Annotated in this window: 14 protein-coding genes and 2 tRNA genes; 12 read left to right on the top strand and 4 right to left on the bottom strand. The window is 33.9% G+C overall.

The genetic code is table 11. From position 1 onward, the window contains the following. Positions 1-53: 53 nt before the first annotated feature. Both BMW30_RS10260 and BMW30_RS10265 read right to left on the bottom strand, forming a co-directional pair. Positions 54-263 (bottom strand): hypothetical protein, encoded by a 210-nt coding sequence (locus BMW30_RS10260; protein WP_091476774.1) that lies wholly within the window; start codon positions 261-263, stop codon positions 54-56. Between the two features lie 340 nt (positions 264-603). Next, positions 604-3,192: a TrlF family AAA-like ATPase gene (locus tag BMW30_RS10265; RefSeq protein WP_219314703.1), complete on the bottom strand. Its 2,589-nt coding sequence runs from the start codon at positions 3,190-3,192 to the stop codon at positions 604-606. 601 nt (positions 3,193-3,793) lie between these two features. Here BMW30_RS10265 and BMW30_RS10270 point away from each other — a divergent pair. The 12 genes from BMW30_RS10270 to BMW30_RS10325 all read left to right on the top strand — a co-directional run bounded on the left by BMW30_RS10270 (position 3,794) and on the right by BMW30_RS10325 (position 17,810). Beyond that, positions 3,794-5,683 carry a site-specific DNA-methyltransferase gene (locus tag BMW30_RS10270; RefSeq protein WP_091476778.1) on the top strand — a complete coding sequence of 630 codons (1,890 nt, stop codon included), beginning with the start codon at positions 3,794-3,796 and terminating at the stop codon, positions 5,681-5,683. Next, the gene (locus tag BMW30_RS10275; protein WP_091476781.1) at positions 5,676-8,252 is read left to right on the top strand and encodes a DEAD/DEAH box helicase family protein; all 2,577 of its coding nucleotides are present in this window, start codon (positions 5,676-5,678) and stop codon (positions 8,250-8,252) included. Before BMW30_RS10270 ends, BMW30_RS10275 begins: the two co-directional genes overlap by 8 nt. Positions 8,253-8,608: 356 nt before the next feature. Continuing rightward, positions 8,609-9,799, top strand: a complete 1,191-nt coding sequence (locus BMW30_RS10280; RefSeq protein WP_245705689.1) for a M20 metallopeptidase family protein — start codon at positions 8,609-8,611, stop codon at positions 9,797-9,799. Between the two features lie 22 nt (positions 9,800-9,821). Beyond that, complete coding sequence (locus tag BMW30_RS10285) at positions 9,822-11,330, top strand: ABC transporter substrate-binding protein (protein WP_245705690.1); 1,509 nt, start codon at positions 9,822-9,824, stop codon at positions 11,328-11,330. 61 nt (positions 11,331-11,391) lie between these two features. Continuing rightward, positions 11,392-12,309 carry an ABC transporter permease gene (locus BMW30_RS10290; RefSeq protein WP_091476789.1) on the top strand — a complete coding sequence of 306 codons (918 nt, stop codon included), beginning with the start codon at positions 11,392-11,394 and terminating at the stop codon, positions 12,307-12,309. A 42-nt stretch (positions 12,310-12,351) separates the two neighbouring features. Beyond that, entirely contained in the window at positions 12,352-13,230 is an 879-nt protein-coding gene (locus tag BMW30_RS10295; RefSeq protein ID WP_245705691.1) for an ABC transporter permease, read from the top strand. A gap of 12 nt (positions 13,231-13,242) precedes the next feature. After that, positions 13,243-14,253, top strand: a complete 1,011-nt coding sequence (locus tag BMW30_RS10300; RefSeq protein ID WP_091476795.1) for an ABC transporter ATP-binding protein — start codon at positions 13,243-13,245, stop codon at positions 14,251-14,253. Continuing rightward, a complete protein-coding gene (locus BMW30_RS10305) occupies positions 14,250-15,245 on the top strand; it encodes an ABC transporter ATP-binding protein (protein ID WP_180366293.1) in 996 nt (331 codons plus the stop codon). Before BMW30_RS10300 ends, BMW30_RS10305 begins: the two co-directional genes overlap by 4 nt. A gap of 26 nt (positions 15,246-15,271) precedes the next feature. Beyond that, entirely contained in the window at positions 15,272-16,426 is a 1,155-nt protein-coding gene (locus tag BMW30_RS10310) for a M20 family metallopeptidase (RefSeq protein WP_091476799.1), read from the top strand. A gap of 172 nt (positions 16,427-16,598) precedes the next feature. Continuing rightward, a tRNA-Asn gene (locus BMW30_RS10315) sits at positions 16,599-16,673 on the top strand. 1 nt (position 16,674) lies between these two features. Further along, a tRNA-Ser gene (locus BMW30_RS10320) sits at positions 16,675-16,762 on the top strand. Between the two features lie 397 nt (positions 16,763-17,159). After that, complete coding sequence (locus BMW30_RS10325; RefSeq protein WP_091476801.1) at positions 17,160-17,810, top strand: DUF1028 domain-containing protein; 651 nt, start codon at positions 17,160-17,162, stop codon at positions 17,808-17,810. A 110-nt stretch (positions 17,811-17,920) separates the two neighbouring features. Here BMW30_RS10325 and istB read toward each other — a convergent pair whose 3' ends face one another. Further along, positions 17,921-18,682, bottom strand: coding sequence for an IS21-like element helper ATPase IstB (istB, locus tag BMW30_RS10330; protein WP_091473967.1), 762 nt, complete (start codon positions 18,680-18,682; stop codon positions 17,921-17,923). Next, positions 18,657-20,201 carry an IS21 family transposase gene (istA, locus tag BMW30_RS10335; RefSeq protein WP_091473965.1) on the bottom strand — a complete coding sequence of 515 codons (1,545 nt, stop codon included), beginning with the start codon at positions 20,199-20,201 and terminating at the stop codon, positions 18,657-18,659. The genes istB and istA overlap by 26 nt, the downstream gene beginning before the upstream one ends. Between the last annotated feature and the right edge of the window lie 173 nt (positions 20,202-20,374).

The following is a 20,374-nucleotide window of genomic DNA, read 5'->3' on the forward strand; positions in this document are numbered from 1 at the left end:
ATAAGCTGACATTTATTTTGAATAAGTGTCAGCTTTTTTATGTGTGTATTTTGTTATTCATTGTTGTCTAGATCCTTTAATAGTGTCGTGTATTTTTCGAATTTTTCTTTGTCGCGTTCTACTAAAGATTCTTCAATATACTGTTCATATAAACGGCGGTTGTGCGTTGTGATCGCTTCAGTACAAATCAAATCTGCAGAGAGATTGTTGATCGTGTTAATGAAGGTTCTCAGTTGGTTCACTGTTCTAACATTGTGCCTCATATGTATTCCCCCTAATGTATTGTTCTTGCAATTATATACCACTTTTTGCATAATGGCAAACTATTTTCAGAAAATTAAATCAATTCGGACGTTTATGAAATTCTACCATAGTTAACATATAATTATGGTTATTATTTACAAGTTAAAATGATGTGTTTAACGAGCTTTTCGAACTCTCATCGTCACATCTTTGGTAATCACTTTGATCATTTTCTTTGTAAATTCCTAAGTGGTGTTGGCTTTAATATACATCGGTATGGACCATAGTTAGAATTATGACACAAAATCTGTTGTCTTAATAATTAACATTTCTTTTTTGAAGCGTTATTGAAGAAGAATATTAGTCAATTTTCCATAAGTTGTATATTTGTGTTCTTTTATTGAATGCTTCTTGTCCACCTTCCATTATATCAACTATTTTATTTTGAATATCTTTATCATCAATACTGCCAATTTTTGTACTGATCTGTTCCTCATCATAAGAAACAGCAATCACTTGTTCTGAGTCACCCAAAACGGGGATATTTGCATTGTGTGTTGCAAATATAAACTGAACCTCGGGTTTTCTTTCTTTTATTTTTGTAATTATTTCATTATAAATCACTTGATTATCTAAGTCGTCTTCAGGTTGATCAATCATTATTAAATTATTATCCCTCTGAGACAGAATAAACAGAACTAATGCAGATGCTCTTTGGCCGATAGAATGCTTAGTTATAGGTTTCCCATGATATTTTATATCAATTTTGTTAGGAGTTCTAAATGATAGATACTCTTTGTAATTATTTTCAATCATCTCTTTTAGCTTTAGAAGTTGAGCATCAGAAACTAGAGAAGAGATTTCTTTAGAATCTTCCAGTAAAACATCAACTAAGAAAGCTAAAAAGTCAGAATAGGTATTACTCATGGATTGGTAAGTACTGTATTTTATATTTGAACCTTTAAATGATTGTATTAATTTATCTTGAAAAACTTCTTTATTTCCTTTAAAATCTATGCTTAATTCTAATGAATTTTGATCTGTATTGATTTTTTCTATCTCATCTTTATAAACATTGAACTCTTGGAGTAGGAGTCTATTTCTTTCATCAAGGGTGGATCGTATTTTAGATTTAATATCACCTTTTGTTTCTTCTTGTATAGAGACTTGATCAATTTCTATTTTTAACTTATCTTCTTTGGTTTTGAGTATAGGGAAATCATCTGGGTTTAAATTTGGAATATTTATCTCCCTCTTTATACTAGCAAAATTTTCCTCATGTGAACTTATTAATTCTTGAATATCTTTTAAATACTTCTTAGTTTGCTTGGAACTTGATTCAACTTTCACCATTATTTCTTGGATTTCCCTTTTTACAGCATTTACCCTAGATACTTCCACTAATAAATTATCAAATAACTCTGGTGTTTCTAAAGATTCTAGGTCTTGTAGTTTGTTAAGTTCTTTAAGATTAGGTGAGTCTAGTAACTTCTCAATCTCTTTCTTAAATTGATAAATATGATTATGGACATTTTCAATGTTCCTTTCGTCCGATTGGAAGTTTAATTGTCTAGTAAGCTTGTTAGTTATCCCATTTTTTTCAAATATTTTTATTTTATGCTTTACATCTGCTAAATCTTTACTAAGTTGAGGCAGATTTTCAATCTTATCATTTAAACTAAATAGTTGAGTAAACTGATCCTCTAATTCTTCATGTATGTCTTTTAAGTCTGATTCAAAATGATTTATTTTTTCTCCAACTAGTTTATCTAATAAATCTAGTTCAAACCCATTTTTCATATATGATAAGTCTTTTTGTCCAAAATATAATGGAGTATGTAGAATTGAATTTACATTAACTCCAAGATCCTCATCGTTTTCATTAAGCACATGTAGAGGTTTCCCTAGTATCCTTTTAATTTTATAATTATTGTTGTGATTATCTTGAAGTTCAATAATCACTTGCCCCCCCGCATGAAGAAGGTTTTTAACTACTTCTGTTTTGTATTCTTCATCAACTGTAGACGGCTGTAAATCTAAACTGTATCTGATAGCCTCAATTATACTTGACTTACCACTACCTCTAGTTCCAATTAAGCTATTTAACTCTGGTGATAAATTCACTTTTTGATTATCCATTTTACCACCAATAAATTCTATAGACTTTATGTGTCCATGATGATATTCTTTTTCGGAAAGAGAAACTCTGTTTTCATAATCCATTAATGCAAGTAAGACAGAATCAAAATTTCCATTGCCAATCTTGATAAACGATTTTTCACCTTTGCCTATTTGATCAATATTTTTACAATCAGAACCTTCAATATAAGCTAATTTGTAACCCATCCATTCTTCAAGTTGCTCCATCTTGTCCCTAGTTCGACCCTTTTGAAAACCAAGAACTTTTTCCTTAAACCAGCTATTACTACTAAGAGATCTAATTAAACCCCCGTTACATTCTTTTAAAAAGCCATTTTTATCTTCAATATGAGCCATTAAGATAAAATAGTTCTTATTGTAGGAATCCAAGACTTTAACTGTTCCATCAAGGTCTTCGTTACAACGTGTATTTTCGTTTCCCCTATTTTTAATACCTTTAAAAACTTCATCTAGAAATTTGTTTATATCCTCACTGTTTCCATCAATCCATTCTTCTTCTTTAAATACTATTAAACAATGGAGAGCATTGGCTCCTTCTTTAACAGATAGCTCCACTCCAGGTAATATAGTAATGTTCTCTCTCTTTGCTCTTTTTTTTAGACCCTTAAATTCATTTAAATCAAACTTGTTATGATTTGTAATAACTCCTATTCCGATATTTTCTTTTTTAAGCTTATGAACGTAATCGCTTACGAACCGATCCTGTTCGCCATCATAGGCAAATTCCTTATCTGCTTTAGTATGAAGATGAAAATCTGCTCTTACCCACTTTGTACCAGATATGAACATGGGACCCTCCTATTTTTTAGAAATTAATTTATTATAATCCATATATTATCTCTATATTAGCATATGTAAAATCTTAGGAGTTACAGATTCGTATTTCTAAAGTATAATTTTACTTATTGAAAAATACACCAAATAAAGAATAGACTAATAGAATGGGAGTTGTAGTTAGAAGTTGATTACCAATTACTTGAATGATAATTATAGAATAGAATACGTGCAACACTTATAAACTAATATATTCTGAAAATGAAGCAACTGAAAAATATTTATTCTTTGATTAATTTAATAGTTCAGAACTCTAATAGACAAAGTTGGGTACATATAAATTCCTAGTAATTAAGTAGTGTACACATGAAAAGATATTTTTAAAAATTTATTTGTTATGTAAAAGAAATCTTATTTTACCACTAAATTAAATCTACTGAATAATATAATGAAATTAACTAATTGGACTATCGTAAAATCAGAATTTACATAAATAGTTATAGAAGTTACAGATATGAATACCAATGATACTATTGGAGTGACAACGCATTTAAAAGTAAAATTGATCACATAGTTAACAGTTAGACTAAAGAAAAGATTGGAGAGGAATAATTTTATGGAAACAAAGCTCCAGAAAGAGATAATAAATGTATTAAAAGCATTTCCTGAGTATTGGCACGAAGACACTTTAATTAAAAGTAAACTAATTGAAGATATACGTTTGTATAATAAAAAGGTAATAGAAGCACTCATATCTAACGAGTTGATAAAAGATACATACTCATTAGAACTTTCATCGGGATTAGTTTTTAAAGTAGAAGATTTTGTGAGTATGTTACGATTCAAAAACTATTTAGACAATAACTACACTAAGTATACAAATGAAATTGGGTTGACTAGTGAGAGTAAGTATCTTAAATACAATTCGGATGTCGTTCTTGATTTTCCACACAAAGATGGTGTGTTGGAAGGAGGAATGACGGTAGAAGATACAGGGAAATCCGAAGTTTATTATCATAATACTTTAGCTAAAGAAGAAATAGATACACTTTTATCACCTAAAATCTTTACTAATTCAAAGAAATATAATAAAGATGGTGAAAATGAAGTTATAAGTATTAAAGATTCAGACAACTTAATTATAAAAGGAAACAATTTAATTGCATTACATTCCTTAAAGAAAAGATATAGTGGAAAAGTTAAGATGATTTACATAGATCCCCCATATAATACAAGAGGTGATAGTTTTAAGTATAATGATAGATTTAACCATTCTACATGGTTAACTTTTATGAAAAATCGTTTAGAAATAGCAAAGGATTTACTTTCAGAAGATGGTTCAATATGGATTACACTAGATGATGTTGAACTACATTACTTGAAAGTTATTTGTGATGAAATTTTCGGCCGAAAATGCTTTTTGAATACTATTGCTTGGAAGCATTCGGACAACAGTAACAATAATGCATTAACCTTCTCTGAGGATCATAACTTCATTTTAGTATACTCAAAGAGACCGGGTTGGAGACCAAAGTTTTTAAACGATCCTCAAAAAAGAAAACATTTTAAAAATCCTGATAATGACCCAAACGGCCCATGGTTTGATGGCAACCCAGTCAATAATCCTGGATTGAGAACAAATTTGCAGTTTGAAATTACTACTCCAAACGGAAATATTATAAAACATCCACCTAACGGTTGGAGGTGGTCGAAAGAAACCATGGATAAAAAGTTCGAAACTGGTGAATTACGTTTTTCAGAAGATGAGACAAGGATAATCAGACGAACATATCTAAAAGATATGGAAGGTTTGCCTCCTTCTACCTTATGGACTTCTATGGAAACTACGGGTCACACAAGAAGAGCTAAATATGAGCTTAAAAAATTATTCCCTGATACTCCAGTAACTAGTTTATTTTCGACACCTAAACCAGAATCACTTATCAATCACATACTTGACTTAACAACTGACGAAGGAGACTTGATATTAGATTTTTTCATGGGGTCTGCCACAACTCAAGCAGTTGCTCATAAAAAAAAGAGGCAATATATAGGGATTGAACAAATGGATTACGTTGGAGATATTTCAGTTTCTCGTTTAAAAAAAGTTATTAGTGGAGAACAAGGTGGCGTTTCATCAGAATTAAAATGGGAAGGTGGGGGTGACTTTATTTATACTGAATTATATAGTTTGAATAAAAAGTTCGTTGATAAGATTCAAAACAAAAAAAATTTTAAAGAGTTAGGAAATGTTCTAAATGAAATAAAAGACAGCGCCTATTTGAACTTCAAAGTTGATTTAGAAAAAATGACTTTTGATAACAATGACTTTCAGAGATTATCTTTAAAAGAACAAAAAGATGTGCTTATTCAAGTGCTGGAGATGAACCAACTTTATTTGAATTATTCAGAAATCGAGGACAGTCAGTATGATATTTCTGATTCTATAAAAGCCTTTAATTACTCTTTCTATCAAGATCAAGAGGAAGGTGACTCGAATGAGTAATGAAATACTTCACAAAAGAATTGAAGAACAATTTAATTCTCTATTCGTAACACTACCTGATGTGCCAGATTATGTTCAGGATAACCTGAGTCACCCGTTGCGGGAATATCAGGCACAGGCATTGAAACAACTAATCTACACACAGGAGTTGGATAACGCAAATCTTTCTTACAATCATTTGTTATTTCACATGGCGACAGGATCTGGGAAAACTTTGGTCTTGGCATCAACTATTCTTTATCTTTTTAAGGAGAAAAATCAACAGAACTTTATTTTCTTTGTGAACAGTGATGCAATTATAAAAAAAACATATGATAATCTTACGAATGAAAGTTCAAGTAAATATTTATTCAGAAAAGAAGGCATTGTGTTAGACGGACAGCGCATTCTTATTCAAGTTGTTGATGTATTTCCCACATTTCCAGATGGTAATACAATCTACCTGAAATTAACCACTATCCAAAAGCTTCATGCGGATCTTACAGCACCAAAAGAAAATGCATTGACCTATGAATCGTTGAAAAATATGCGTTTAGTCCTGCTGGCTGATGAAGCGCACCATATTAACGCATGGACACGGCGAGACAAACGTAAACTTAACAATAAGGAGTATGAAGAAAGAACGTGGGAGAATACCGTTAATACCTTGCTCAAGCTTAACCCAGATAATCGCCTATTGGAGTATACAGCTACTATTAATTTGAATCAAGATGTTTTATTTGAAAAATATAAAGACAAAATTGTCTATCAATATGATTTAAGAAGATTCATGAATGACGGCTATTCAAAGAATGTTGTGTTGTTACGTTCTGATGAAGACGATGAAAGCAAGATGTTGAACGCTATTCTATTAAGTCAATATCGTAAATACATTGCACAAGATAATGATTTAGCCCTAAAACCAATTATTTTGTTTAAGTCTAACAAGATTGCAACGTCACTATCTGCCAATGAGCGCTTACTTAACATTGTTCAGAGACTTAGTGTGGAAAACCTGTCACATATCATCAATATTGGCCATGCGACCTACAAACATGAGAACAGCATCTGGAGCAGGATGTACGAGTATTATACTTATAAGCCCTTACATGAAATCATTCGTGATCTGCAGTGGGATTTCACAGAGGAGACAATTCTAAATGCCAATGATAAAGCCTTCCTTTCAGAAGATAATGCCTTGCTTTTGAATACATTGGAGGAAGACAACAACCCGATTCGAGCCATCTTTGCAGTTGCAAAACTAAATGAAGGATGGGATGTATTGAATTTGTTTGACATAGTGAGAATTAGTGAGGGAGCAACTTCAACGAAAACCACGACAAACAGTGAAGCCCAATTAATAGGTCGGGGGGCACGGTATTATCCATTTAAATACAACGAACATCACTTATATACAAGGCGCTTTGATTTGGTACAAACTGACCTCAAGATAATAGAAACTTTGCATTATCATACGATTAACGAAAATGCTTATATAAAAAATCTTGAAAAATCACTCGAGTCTGCAAGGATTCAAGTGAAAAAGGATGAATATGATCGACTCGAAGCGAAACTTAAGTCTTCCTTTAAAAAGAGTCCAGTATTTAAGAACGGTAAGATTTATATAAATAAATTGGTGCATACCACTGCAGATGATTATCGTACACTCTCACACTACAATGTGACCACCGACTATGATGTACCATATGAACTTACAATTGAGCAGCATTATGGAAGAAGAGTAGGAGAGATGATTGGTGGACAAAGACATGAAGTAACTTGGCCTGTTGAGAAAATCTATATACAAAAAGCTCTACAAAGAAATCCTTTCTTTCGCTTTAATCACTTCAAAGACTATATACCTGCTTTAACAAGTATGAAAGAGTTCACGGAAAGTCCTGATTTTCTTGGAAATTTAATATTCTATGTGACACTTCCTTTGGAATTGGAATTACATGATTTAAGTCCGATAGTTAAACTAAAAATGGTAGAAAAGTATCTAGATTATGTAGAGAAAAAGATAAAGATAAACTATATGAAGGAGAGAGGAACGCCAGTATTTGAAGGGATGTCTATTTCCGAAATGATTGATGATTATTATATTGAGTTGAATAAGGTAAATACAAAAATATCATCTTTAAGTGAAACGTTGCAGAAGCGAAGTATGAGGGATAATCATTGGTATGTTTACGATAGAGCTATCGTAAACGGCTTGGAGAGCACTTTTATTGATTTCATCAACAACTATATCGAACAACTTAAAGAAAAATACCAAGAGGTCTACCTTATCCGAAATGAACGAAAAGTGAAAGTTGTTGAGATAAATGGTACGAGGGGGTTCATGCCTGACTTTTTGCTATACCTTCAGGATCAAGATTATACTTACCAGGTTTTTCTTGAACCAAAAGGCAGTCATTTGCTAATTAATGATCAATGGAAGGAAAAGTTTTTAATGTCATTAAACGAGAATAGTAATTTAGAAGTACTTTCTGAGAATGAAAATGTCAGGTTATTAGGAATTAAATTTTTCTCAAATGAAAAAGGAAAAAGAGAAGAATTTCGTAAAGATTTCAAAGAAAAACTCCTTTAAATTGACCTGATGTCACTTAAGTTTACAGTTGAATAAAATAAATTTTCCTGAGATTCGAGTGCATACGAATCTCAGTTTTTTTATAATGCGATGTTGCGTAATTCAAACGGTGTTAATCCACTTAACACAATTCTTGTTAATTCCTAAGATAATAGATATGAGAATTATTCTGTTATCTTAGGAAATTTATTTTGGGACAAAGTAATAATTTGAGTTGAAGATACAGAGAAATATTAATAAAAATAAATTTCATTATCTGAAAATTAAAAATTTTTCGGAAATGGTGTAGACCAAAATTAATTTTTATGTATAATTGTAAGTAATAATGAAAGGGGATGATGATGATTTTCGACAGTTTGGCTGAAGCTAGAGCGTTAGAAAATGAGTTAATCCAATGGCGAAGGCATTTACATATGAATCCAGAGCTATCGTTTCAAGAGGTTAAAACTTCTCAATTTGTTGCAAGTAAATTGAGAGAATTTGGTTATGAAGTACAAGAAGGCATTGCTAAGACAGGTGTCGTAGCAATAAAAAAAGGTAATACAGACGGTCCTACAATAGGGATAAGAGCAGATATGGATGCCTTGCCTATTCAGGACCAAAAAAATGCAGAATATTCTTCTACAGTGGAAAATGTAGCTCATTTATGTGGGCATGATGCCCACACCTCGATACTCCTTGGTGTAGCAAAAATACTTAAAAATTACGATTTAGAAAAAGGAATTATTAAATTTATTTTTCAACCAGCGGAAGAAGGCTTTGCTGGTGCAAAACATATGGTTGAAGAGGGAGTTTTAACAAACCCTGCAGTCGACGGGATTATTGCATTACATGTAAATCCAAAAGTTGAATCGGGTATTATTTCTCATTGCGAAGGCCCAGCAACAGCATATTCAGACAAATTTGATTTAAGAATAATAGGAGATGGTGGTCATGCTGCACATCCTCATTTATCCATAGATTCAATTACGATCGCAACTACTGTAGTCAACACGATGCAACAAATAGTAAGTCGAACTATAGAGCCACTAGAGCCAGTGGTTTTAACTTTCGGGAAAATTGAAGGCGGTTTCAATCATAATATTATTGCTCCGGAAGTTAAATTAAGTGGTACAGTCAGAACACTAAATCCGGAAGTAAAAGAAATTGTAAAAGATAAAATGAAATCGTATTTAAAACATATTTGTGAAGGTATGGGAGCAAAATACGAATTTGATTATCGAGATGGTTACCCAGCGGTTTATAACGACCCAGAATTAACACCATTAATAACAGATACTATTACAACTTTGCTCGGAGAAGATTATTTAGTTTACTCTAAACCAACTATGGGTGGCGAAGACTTTTCTTTCTTTACGAATGAAGTTCCAGGCGTCATTTTTAAAATTGGAACAGGTAATAGTGAGGAAACACAGTATCCATTACACCATCCTATGTTTGATTTAGATGAAAACGTACTTCCAGTAGGGGTTGCAAGCCTCGCTGAATTATCAATAAATTACATCAAAATGTTAGAGGAGAGAGGTAACAATGAAATTAAACTTTAAGAAAGTATTAGGAGTATCACTAATGTCAGTATTTGCATTAGGTGCTGTACATAGTTTGGCAGATGTTGAGAACGTATCTGCACAGGATGATGATACACTTACGATTGCTCTTGGAACAGATATGGTGACATTTGACATTCATAATCATGTTAATACATCTACTGAAGCTATTCACATCAACATGTTTAACTACCTATTTAAACGTAATGTTGAAACTGGTGAAATTGAAATGGATCTAGCTGAAAGTTACGAGATTATTGATGACACTAGTTGGGAAGTAACGTTAAAAGAAGGTATACCATTTCATAATGGTGAAATCTTGGACTCAGAAGACGTTAAATATACACTAGAACGAGTTTCTAGTGATTCAACATTACTTGAGCATTCTAACTATGCAGTAATTGATGAAATCGAAGTTATTGATGATCTCACATTCATTATTCATACCGAAACTCCAGATCCAGCTCTATTAAATAGATTAGCTCGTATTGGATCAGGGATTCTTCCAGTTGATTATATTGAAGAAAATGGGTTCGATCATTTCTTAAGTAATCCTGTAGGAACGGGTCCATATCAATATGTGAACTGGATTAGAGATGATCGTTTGGAACTTGAAAAATTTGATGAATACTTTGGTGGAGATATTTCTGAATGGGAGAATGTTACTTTTAGAGTTATCCCAGAAAACTCTACACGTGTTTCTGAATTACTTACAGGTGGTGTAGATATTGCCGTTAATATCCCACCTAGTGAGTGGGAAAGAGTTGATGACAACAACGATACTTATCTAGCTCAAACTGATTCGAATAGAGCTATGATGATATTCGTGAGACATACTGAGGGCTGGCCAACTGCAGATAAAGCGGTGCGTGAAGCAATGGATTTAGCCATTGATAACCAGGCAATTACTGATCATTTATTAGGTGGGGCAGGAACTCCTACAATTACAAGAGTATCTCCGGGTACATTCGGGTTTGCGGAGGAACTGAGTGATACTTATAATTACGATCCTGAAAGAGCACGTGAACTTTTAGCTGAAGCAGGTTACGAGAATGGATTAGATATCAAACTGCATTCTCCAAGAGGACGTTATTTACAGGATGCAGAAATTGCACAAATGATAGTAGGTATGTGGTCGCAAGTAGGTATTAATGCAGAGTTAGAGTTCCATGAGTGGAGTAACTTTGTTGAATTAAGAAATGCAGGGAACAATGAGGATGCATTTATCTTAGCTCTAGGTAACTCGATGTTTGATGCATTCAATGCTTTAGACTGGTATGACTATGAACGATTTGAAGGACAAATTGATTTCTATAATGAAGAGTTAGAAGAGTTATTAGCAGATGCTGCTCAGAACATGGATTTAGAAGAACGAGAGCAACAATATATTGAAGCTCAACATCTCATAGCAGAAGAAGTCGTACACCCAGTACTTCATTTAGAGAGTATTAATATGGGTGTAAGTGAAAGAGTGGATTATACTCCAACAATGGACGAAATGATTTACATTCATACAATAACTAAAAAATAATTTATATGGGTAGGTAGTTTAAACTAACTACCTACCTGATTTTTAAAATGGAGGAAAGAGTATGGCGAAATTTTTGCTACGAAGATTATTACAAATTATACCTGTACTATTAATAATTTCTTTCATTGTGTTTTCTCTAGTGTTCGTCGCTGGGGATCCTGTAGCATTAATGTTACCAGATGATGCTTCTCAGGAAGATGTTGAAAATTTAAGAGAATCACTAGGATTAAATGAGCCATTTATTGTTCAGTATGGAATTTATTTAAGAGATTTATTAACAGGTGATTTTGGTACATCCTATAGGTATGGTACCGATGCTTTAGAGGTAGTTTTGGACAGGTTACCAGCAACATTAGAGTTAGCAGGCTTGGCGCTATTCCTTTCAGTGGTTGTAGCTATCCCGCTTGGAATTTGGTCAGCTACTAAGAGAAATACAAGTATGGACTTAGTTGCTACAGGCGCAGCAGTGGTAGGAAAGGCAATGCCTAACTTTTGGTTAGGGATTATGTTAATCCTTGTCTTTTCAGTTATGTTGGGTTGGTTCCCAGTGTCAGGGAGAGGAACCTTTTTACATATAGTTTTACCTGCACTTACTCTCGCAACGGGGATTGCTGCTGAGATGACGAGATTAATAAGGTCTAGTATGATCGAATCTTTATCTCAAGACTATGTAAGAACGGCAAGAAGTAAGGGATTAAAAAGGAATTTGGTTGTTTACAAACATGCATTTAAAAATTCACTAATACCTGTAATTACTATTACATTTCTACAAACATCAACCCTTGTAGGTGGTACTTTGATTACAGAAACTGTATTTGCATGGCCAGGACTTGGTCAACTTTTAATCCAGTCTGTATATGCTAGGGATATGGCGATAGTACAAGCAAGCGTCTTTATAATTGCTTCTTTAGTAATTCTTATGAACTTAATAGCGGATATATTATATAGATATTTAGACCCGAGAATTAAATTAAACTAGGAGGGGACAATATTGGATGCAGCCTTAAATGATAATAATGAAATACAAAAAAATGTCCGCCCTAATTTTTTTAAGAGATGGGGGTTCTTACTTTGGCGTAGTAAGACGGGAACAGTAGGATTGATTATAGTAACAATATCAGTGCTAATTGCAATTTTCGCACCATTACTTGCTCCTTATGATCCTGCAATGATTAATCCAGCAAGCATGTTACTTCCACCTGCATGGTTAGAAGGCGGTTCAACAGAACATCTTCTTGGAACAGACAACCTGGGAAGAGATAATCTGAGTAGAATTATATATGGTAGCCAAGTATCAATACTGGTTGGTGTTGCGTCAGTGGTACTAGCTGGTGCAATTGGTGTCACAATAGGACTTATTTCAGGATATTTCGGTGGTTGGATAGATAGTATATTGATGAGATTGGTTGACTCTTTCTTAGCTATTCCAACAATACTTTTTGCATTGGTAATACTATCAATTTTTGAATCTGGTGTTATGACATTGATTATAGTGCTAGGTGTTACAAACTGGGTAAATTACGCACGACTTGTTAGAGGAGAAACATTGTCAATTAAAGAAAGAGACTATGTAAGGGCAGCTCATTCAATAGGTGTAAGTGATTTTAAAATAATTATCAAACATCTGTTACCTAATGTTATTTCCTCGTTTATTGTAATTTCAACTCTAAGTGTTGCTACTACAATTATTCTAGAAGCTTCATTAAGTTTCTTAGGACTTGGTGTACAACCACCAGTTGTATCTTGGGGATCTATTCTAAGTGATGGAAGAGATTACTTAGCCACTAGTTGGTGGATAGCTACTTTCCCAGGTATAGCGATTACAATAACAGTACTAGGTATCATTTTCTTAGGAGATTGGTTAAGAGACGTTATTGATCCAAGATCAAAGTCAAATTAGAGGTGAAATGATATGTCGAATGAAAACTTATTAGAAATAAAAGAATTAAGAACCTCATTTAAAACTGAGGAAGGCAAAGTCCCTTCAGTTGATGGGGTATCTTTTCAGATAAAAAAAGGTGAGGTAGTTGCTCTAGTGGGAGAATCTGGATCGGGTAAGAGTGTAACAGCGTTATCTGTTCTAGATATTTTAGCATCTAATGGTCGTATTGAAGGTGGAGAAATTTTGTTTAATGGACAAAATCTTACTAAATACAATGAGCAACAAATGAGAAAAATTCGTGGTAATGATATATCCATGATTTTCCAAGAACCATTAACTTCATTGAATCCAGTTTTTAAAGTGGGAGAACAAATGACAGAAGCCCTGCACGCTCACCAAAAGATAAGTAAATCTAAAGCAAAAGAAAAATCTATTGAAATGTTAGATAAAGTAGGCATTCCAAGGGCTAATAAAGTCTTTAACTCATATCCACATTCATTGAGTGGAGGTATGAGACAACGCGTTATGATCGCAATTGCATTAATGTGTGATCCAAAATTACTTATTGCAGATGAACCAACAACTGCTCTGGATGTGACAATTCAAGCTCAGATTCTAAAATTATTAAAAGAAGTTATTAAGAAGTTTGATACATCAATACTTTTAATAACACATGATCTTGGTGTAGTTGCTGAGATGGCAGATAGAGTAGCTGTAATGTATTGTGGTCAAATTGTTGAAGAAACTGATGTATTTACATTATTTAAAAATCCAAAACATCCATATACTAAAGGACTAATTGATAGTACACCAAAAATTAATCAACTTGATGAAAAATTAAGAAGTATTCCAGGTTCTGTACCTAGCCCACTTGAATACCCGGCAGGTTGTAGATTTGCTGATAGATGTCCACATACAATGAGCATATGCTTACAGAAAGTTCCAAATGATGAATTGAATGATGAAAATCATTTATCACGTTGCTTTCTTCATTCAGATGAACTAACAGATGATGAAAAAGTGCAGGTGAAAGTAAATTGACAAATACTAATGAAATGCTGTTAGAAGTTAAAGGACTCAAAAAATACTTTGATGTTTCCACTGGGTTATTAAAAAAGAAAGAAGCATATGTTTATGCTGTTGATGATGTTAACTTTTATGTTAGAAAAGGGGAAACTCTTGGTATAGTTGGTGAATCTGGTTGTGGAAAATCAACAACTGGTAACATGGTTGGTATGCTCTTAGAACCAACAGAAGGTGAAATAATCTATAAACAACAAAATTTAAGGGAGCTTTCCAAGAAAAACTTAAGAAATGTTCGTTCTGAAATTCAAATGATTTTTCAAGATCCATTTTCATCATTAAATCCAAGAATGAAAGTTTATGACATCATTGCAGAGCCACTCAGAACACATGAAAATTTGACGAGAAAAGAGCTATACGATCGTATAGCTGAGCTTATGGATCTGGTGGGATTGAACAAATCGTATATGAAGCGGTATCCACATGAATTTAGTGGTGGGCAAAGACAAAGAATAGGGATTGCGAGAGCAATAGCATTAAACCCAGAGCTCGTAATATGTGATGAGCCTGTTTCTGCTTTAGATGTATCAATACAATCACAGATATTGAATTTACTATTAAAACTTCAAAAAGAACTTGATTTGACATTTATCTTTATTGCACACGGTCTACCTGCAGTTCAGTATATAAGTGATCGGATTGCTGTAATGTATTTAGGAAAAGTTGTGGAACTTGCAAGTAAAGAAGATTTATTCAAACAAGCTCTTCATCCTTATACAAAAGGATTGTTATCTGCAGTACCTATTCCAGACCCAGAATTTCGTGAGGAAGAGAAATATGTAATAGAAGGCGATATACCGAGTCCTGAGAATCCACCAACAGGATGTAACTTTCACACTAGGTGTCCTTTTGCTCAAGATATTTGTAAAACTAAGAAACCTGAATTTGAAGAAGTTTCTAAAGATAGATTTGTGGCATGTCACTTTGCTCTTGAGTTAGCTAATAAATAAAATAACTTATAGATTAGAGGATATATATGTTAGAAGGAAAAGAATATTTTGAAAATAATTTAAATAACATAATAGATGATTTGATAACGATTGTTAGACTTGATTCTCCTTCAAAGAATAAAGTTTTAGTTGATAAATGTCTAAATAAATTAGATGAATTATTTGAAGACTACTTAGGTATATCACCAAAGATATTTGAATCGGATACTACAGGAAATCACAGGCTTTATGAAAAAAACTCTTCAAATGGTGAGGGGGTCTCAATATTATTGCTTGGACATGTAGATACAGTATGGGATGAAAAACAGATTCCAATAAAACGAACGGAAAAAGAACTAAGTGGACCAGGTGTGTTGGATATGAAGGGTGGATTAATACAAGCATTATGGGTGTTAAAATATCTTAGTGAAAGCGATGGACTAAAAGACACTCGTATCTCCTTCTTCATAAATTCTGATGAGGAAATTGGAAGTAATACTTCAAAAGAAATTATTCAAGAGATTTCAGATGAATATGATTATGTTCTTGTTCTAGAACCACCTGTTGTCGATTCGGGAGATCTAAAAACGGGAAGAAAGGGAACGGCAGCCTATAATATAAGATTTGTTGGGAAAAAATCACATTCAGGTAACGATCATGAATCTGGGGAGAATGCAATAGTTGAAGCGGCAAAGCAAGTATCAGATCTGAGTTTATTAACTGACTATGACAAAGGAATCACTATCAATGTAGGAAGTATTTCTGGAGGCGGTAAAATTAACATTGTTCCTGATGAAGCAGAAATAGGAATTGACGTAAGAGCAGAAAGACTAGAAGATCTTGAATATGTTGATGAAGCGATACAAAATATAGAAGCATATAATAAAGCAGTGGAAATAATAATTGAAGGTGAGATTAATAGACCACCAATGAACAGCACTAAAAACGATGAATTATTCCTGGTTGCTAAAGATATAGCAGATGAACTAGAGCTTGATTTAGATTCAAAATTTGTTGGTGGAGGCAGTGATGGGAACTTCACTTCAGATGTAGGAATACCAACATTAGATGGATTAGGCGTATTTGGGGAAGGGATTCATCAGGAACATGAGAAAATATTCATTTATGAAGTACCAGAAAGAGCGAGTTTGCTTGCAGGATTAATATTATCTTTAACTGAAAAAGAAAAGAAAGTCATATAGTAAACTTAAAAGTATCATCCAGACTCTCATTTATTTCTTGTTGTTTATTTTAAAACTCCAGAAATGAATGAGAGTTAGAAATTATGTTCAATTTTGAGCTAAAAGATAAAATAATATTGATTTTATTTCTTAAGTTTGGTATTCTATATCTTGTCGATAAAAATAATAATGTTCCACAGTAGCTCAGTGGTAGAGCTATCGGCTGTTAACCGATCGGTCGTAGGTTCGAGTCCTACCTGTGGAGCCATGGAGTAGTACTCAAGAGGCTGAAGAGGCGCCCCTGCTAAGGGTGTAGGTCGCTAACGCGGCGCGAGGGTTCAAATCCCTCCTACTCCGTATTTAAAATCCCGTAAACCTTATAGGTACGGGGTTTTTCTTTTTATATAGGCTAAACCGTGGCCAATACGTGACCATTTGTTTCCTTTAACAACTCTTATTTTCTATTTTTTCTTCTTTCATTTCATCATTTGCTATAATAAACAACTTATTTCTAACTCTTTCTAGTATAAGAACTTCTTGATAATTCGATAATGCTACTCAGTAATTGTAGTGATTAATGGTGTTTTTAGATAGTTTTGATGTGTTCCTCTTGTTTCTAGTATATTTAGACAAAAAGCCTTGGAAGAATTTAAATTGTGTCATTTGATATAGTGTTAATATAATAAAAATAAAAGACCACTTAAATTAAAGATTTAACTTTAAATAAATACAGATTTACATTAGGAGAGATGTTATGACATTCTCTATTTCAGCACGCTGTGAAAAAACGAATCAATTGGGTGTAGCAATATCTACCGCAGTTCTAGCAGTGGGTGCACGCTTTGCTTATGCAAAGGCTCATGTTGGTGCAATTGCATCACAATCAATTTCTAATCCGTACATTGCAATTAGAGGATTAGAGCTTTTACAAAATAATTTGAACGCATCTGAAGTTTTGGCAGTTGTCATCTCTAGAGATCCAGATCGTGAATTAAGACAAGTGGGTATTATCGACAAAAATGGTCAATCTGCGGCATTTTCGGGTGAGTCGTGTGAGGGATATTGTGGGCATCTAACCGGCCATAATTATGCGATACAAGGGAACACTTTAGTGGGTGAGGAAACTTTAACTGCGATGGAAGTTGCGTTTATAACTCATAAAGAATTGTCTCTAGCAGAACGCTTACTTAAGACCATTGAAGCGGGCCAGGAAGCTGGTGGTGATAACCGTGGTAGACAGTCTGCTGCTTTACTTGTTGTCGATAACGAAGAGTATCCTGTAGTTGATTTAAGAGTAGATGAGCATGATGAACCAGTCAAAGAATTGCGACGAATCTATGAAATTGCTAATCGTGAATTGTATCCTATTTTGAAACGCATGCCTAAATTACTTGATGAAAAATAACTTGAGAAATCATACATGACAATCAGTATTATTGAATGCATACGGCGTCCCGATAATACCACAGAAACGCGATTGCCTGAGCCAGGCAAATCGCGTTTCTCTGAGCCACTCTAGTCGGTGGTAGTTGAGCCACCCTTCATCCTTAAAGAATCACCTGATATATGGAGATGATAAGAGTTTGATATGGCACGATCTAGTATGGCATCGGCAATTGCGCCACCGCCTAATTTTTTATGCCATTCTCCTGTTTCCATTTGAGAAGATATAATCAATGAACGATTACGACTTCTCAATTCAAAAACTTCCATTAAGTACTTCTGTTCATCTTGTGTGGTTGGGGTTAATAGGAAATCATCAATCACTAAGACATCCAACTTCATTATTTTTTTAAAATAATTTTCGAGCTTATCTTCTAAGTCTGCCTGAACCATTTCTGTAAGTAAATCGTACATTCTCATATATCGAGCAGTATAGCCTTCCTCTATGACATAACGGCATAATGCATTAGTAATATACGACTTTCCAGTACCAGTGGCCCCTTGTATAACCACATTCCGATGATTCGTTATAAATTGACATGTTTTCAGTTGGTCTATCGTATCTTTGTTTATTTTCCGGCTCGGAGAATAATCAATGTCTTGGATGTGTGCTTGAGGTTGAGAGAGCTTCGCTTGTTTTAAATAACGTTGGATTGTGTTATGTCGTCTTGACTGATATTCATCATTCACTATTTCTTCAAGAATTTCTAAGGTTGTACGCTGAGAAGTAAGCGGATCGCTGTATAAATCAACCAACCGATCAGCCATAATAGGTAGTCGCATCTTTCTTAGATGTTGAGTTAATTCATTAACTCTTGCGGTTGAATTTGTCATAGTAATCAGCTCCTCTCAGATAAGATTGTTCCTTTTGATTAGACGTGTTAAAATCTGATTGCGTGATGGAACTTTCTATGAGTTGTCTGATTAATTTATAATTAGGATGACTGGATCGTTCCAGGGCATAATGGCAGGCTTTATCTAATCTTTGGTCGGAATAGGTGTCTGCCATTTTTAATATCGCATGTACGCTTCTGTAGTACTGTTGTTCTGGTCCTTGATTAAACATTTTGGAGATAACCATGTGCACATTTGGACCAACGCGTCTGGCCCATTTTAAATATCTTGTACTGTTCCATTTCCCAAAATCTTTACTATCTTCGGGTAGATGTGACGCCTCTGTAGAATATGCCCCAGGTGGTTTATTGACAGTAGAATGTTCACATAATAGATTTTGATTATGATAGATTTTAATGGCTGTTGAATAAATTTTAAGTGTTACTTGTTCACCAATATATTGGAAAGGCACAGAATAGTAGTGTTTATTGAATGTGATGTGACTATTCGTATAGACTTTCGCTTCTTTAAATTCACAGAGTTCATATGGGTAAGGTGGTAATGCTTTGAGTGTTTCTTGTTCCAACTCTTGAAACATTTGAAGTCGTGTACCAACCTTTTTCTGAAAAGGTTTGGCATTAAAATCATTTAGAATCTTTAAAAGATATTGATTATATTCATCGATACTAAAGCACTGGTAATTGCGCATACGACCAATAATATGTGTTGTTAGATGTTTGACATGATTTTCAACCGCCGCCTTGTCTTTTGGCCGCGCGACCCTCGTCGGGACAACAACCGTTTGATAATGATTCGCCATATCTTCATACGTCTGATTTAATAACAGTTGTGATTTTGTATGTTTAGTAACGCCCGTTTTTAAGTTGTCTGGTGTTAAAAGTGTTGGTACGCCCTGGAAATACTCAAACATTTTGATATGGGCATTAATCCATCGTGGCATCTTTTGGTCTATACAAGCTAAGGCATATGTGTAACCACTAAAAGGTAATGTGGCAATAAATAAATCGCCTGTAATGATTTCTCCCGTCATGGGATCAACCCATTGCGGGCGTTTGCCTACCCAGTCTACTTGGACTTGATAGCCTGCTTTATGATGGAGTACATGGCTAAAACTATTTTTATGTAAATAGTCATTAAAGTACTTTTTGAACTGAGTTAATTTATAATATATCTTATTATTTAATCGACATTCCTGAGCATACTCCTCCCAGAGTAATTGCATTGTAACACCTTGTTTAACAAGTTCTTTTGATAACATTTTATAATCCGGTTTGACATAATAAGAGACGGATTGATCTTTCTTATCTATACTCACATCAAATATTTTCTCTATTTCTTTCACTGACCATAAGTTAATTTCTTCATAAGACACCTCCTTTTCTTGTGCAATTTTGATAGTCCTAGCGACGGTATTTCGACCAGAAGAAACAATTTTAGTTATTTCTCTCTGACTGAATCCTGCTTCGTGCAACCGAATCATTTCTACATAATTGGGCATTCATGCCACCTCCGTTATATTTTGTGAGAATTACTCACGAGTAAGTTATAACACGAGGGCAAAAAAAGAACCACAAAGTGGTTCAAGCATAGCGATTTAGGTGGCTCAGCTAACTCCGATTTAGGTGGTTCAATGAACTCCGACGAGGTGGCTCTCTAAGACCGTCGTATCCA

The organism is Aliicoccus persicus, from assembly GCF_900110815.1.
GTDB classification, from domain to species: Bacteria; Bacillota; Bacilli; order Staphylococcales; family Salinicoccaceae; genus Aliicoccus; species Aliicoccus persicus.

What these genes read in the sequence shown, in the direction of transcription:
- istA (WP_091473965.1), bottom strand. Translation starts at nt 20,201, where the DNA reads ATGCCCAATTATGTAGAAATGATTCGGTTGCACGAAGCAGGATTCAGT.
- istB (WP_091473967.1), bottom strand. Translation starts at nt 18,682, where the DNA reads ATGACAAATTCAACCGCAAGAGTTAATGAATTAACTCAACATCTAAGA.
- BMW30_RS10265 (WP_219314703.1), bottom strand. Translation starts at nt 3,192, where the DNA reads ATGTTCATATCTGGTACAAAGTGGGTAAGAGCAGATTTTCATCTTCAT.
- BMW30_RS10285 (WP_245705690.1), top strand. Translation starts at nt 9,822, where the DNA reads ATGTCAGTATTTGCATTAGGTGCTGTACATAGTTTGGCAGATGTTGAG.
- BMW30_RS10325 (WP_091476801.1), top strand. Translation starts at nt 17,160, where the DNA reads ATGACATTCTCTATTTCAGCACGCTGTGAAAAAACGAATCAATTGGGT.
- BMW30_RS10275 (WP_091476781.1), top strand. Translation starts at nt 5,676, where the DNA reads ATGAGTAATGAAATACTTCACAAAAGAATTGAAGAACAATTTAATTCT.
- BMW30_RS10300 (WP_091476795.1), top strand. Translation starts at nt 13,243, where the DNA reads ATGTCGAATGAAAACTTATTAGAAATAAAAGAATTAAGAACCTCATTT.
- BMW30_RS10270 (WP_091476778.1), top strand. Translation starts at nt 3,794, where the DNA reads ATGGAAACAAAGCTCCAGAAAGAGATAATAAATGTATTAAAAGCATTT.
- BMW30_RS10290 (WP_091476789.1), top strand. Translation starts at nt 11,392, where the DNA reads ATGGCGAAATTTTTGCTACGAAGATTATTACAAATTATACCTGTACTA.
- BMW30_RS10310 (WP_091476799.1), top strand. Translation starts at nt 15,272, where the DNA reads ATGTTAGAAGGAAAAGAATATTTTGAAAATAATTTAAATAACATAATA.
- BMW30_RS10260 (WP_091476774.1), bottom strand. Translation starts at nt 263, where the DNA reads ATGAGGCACAATGTTAGAACAGTGAACCAACTGAGAACCTTCATTAAC.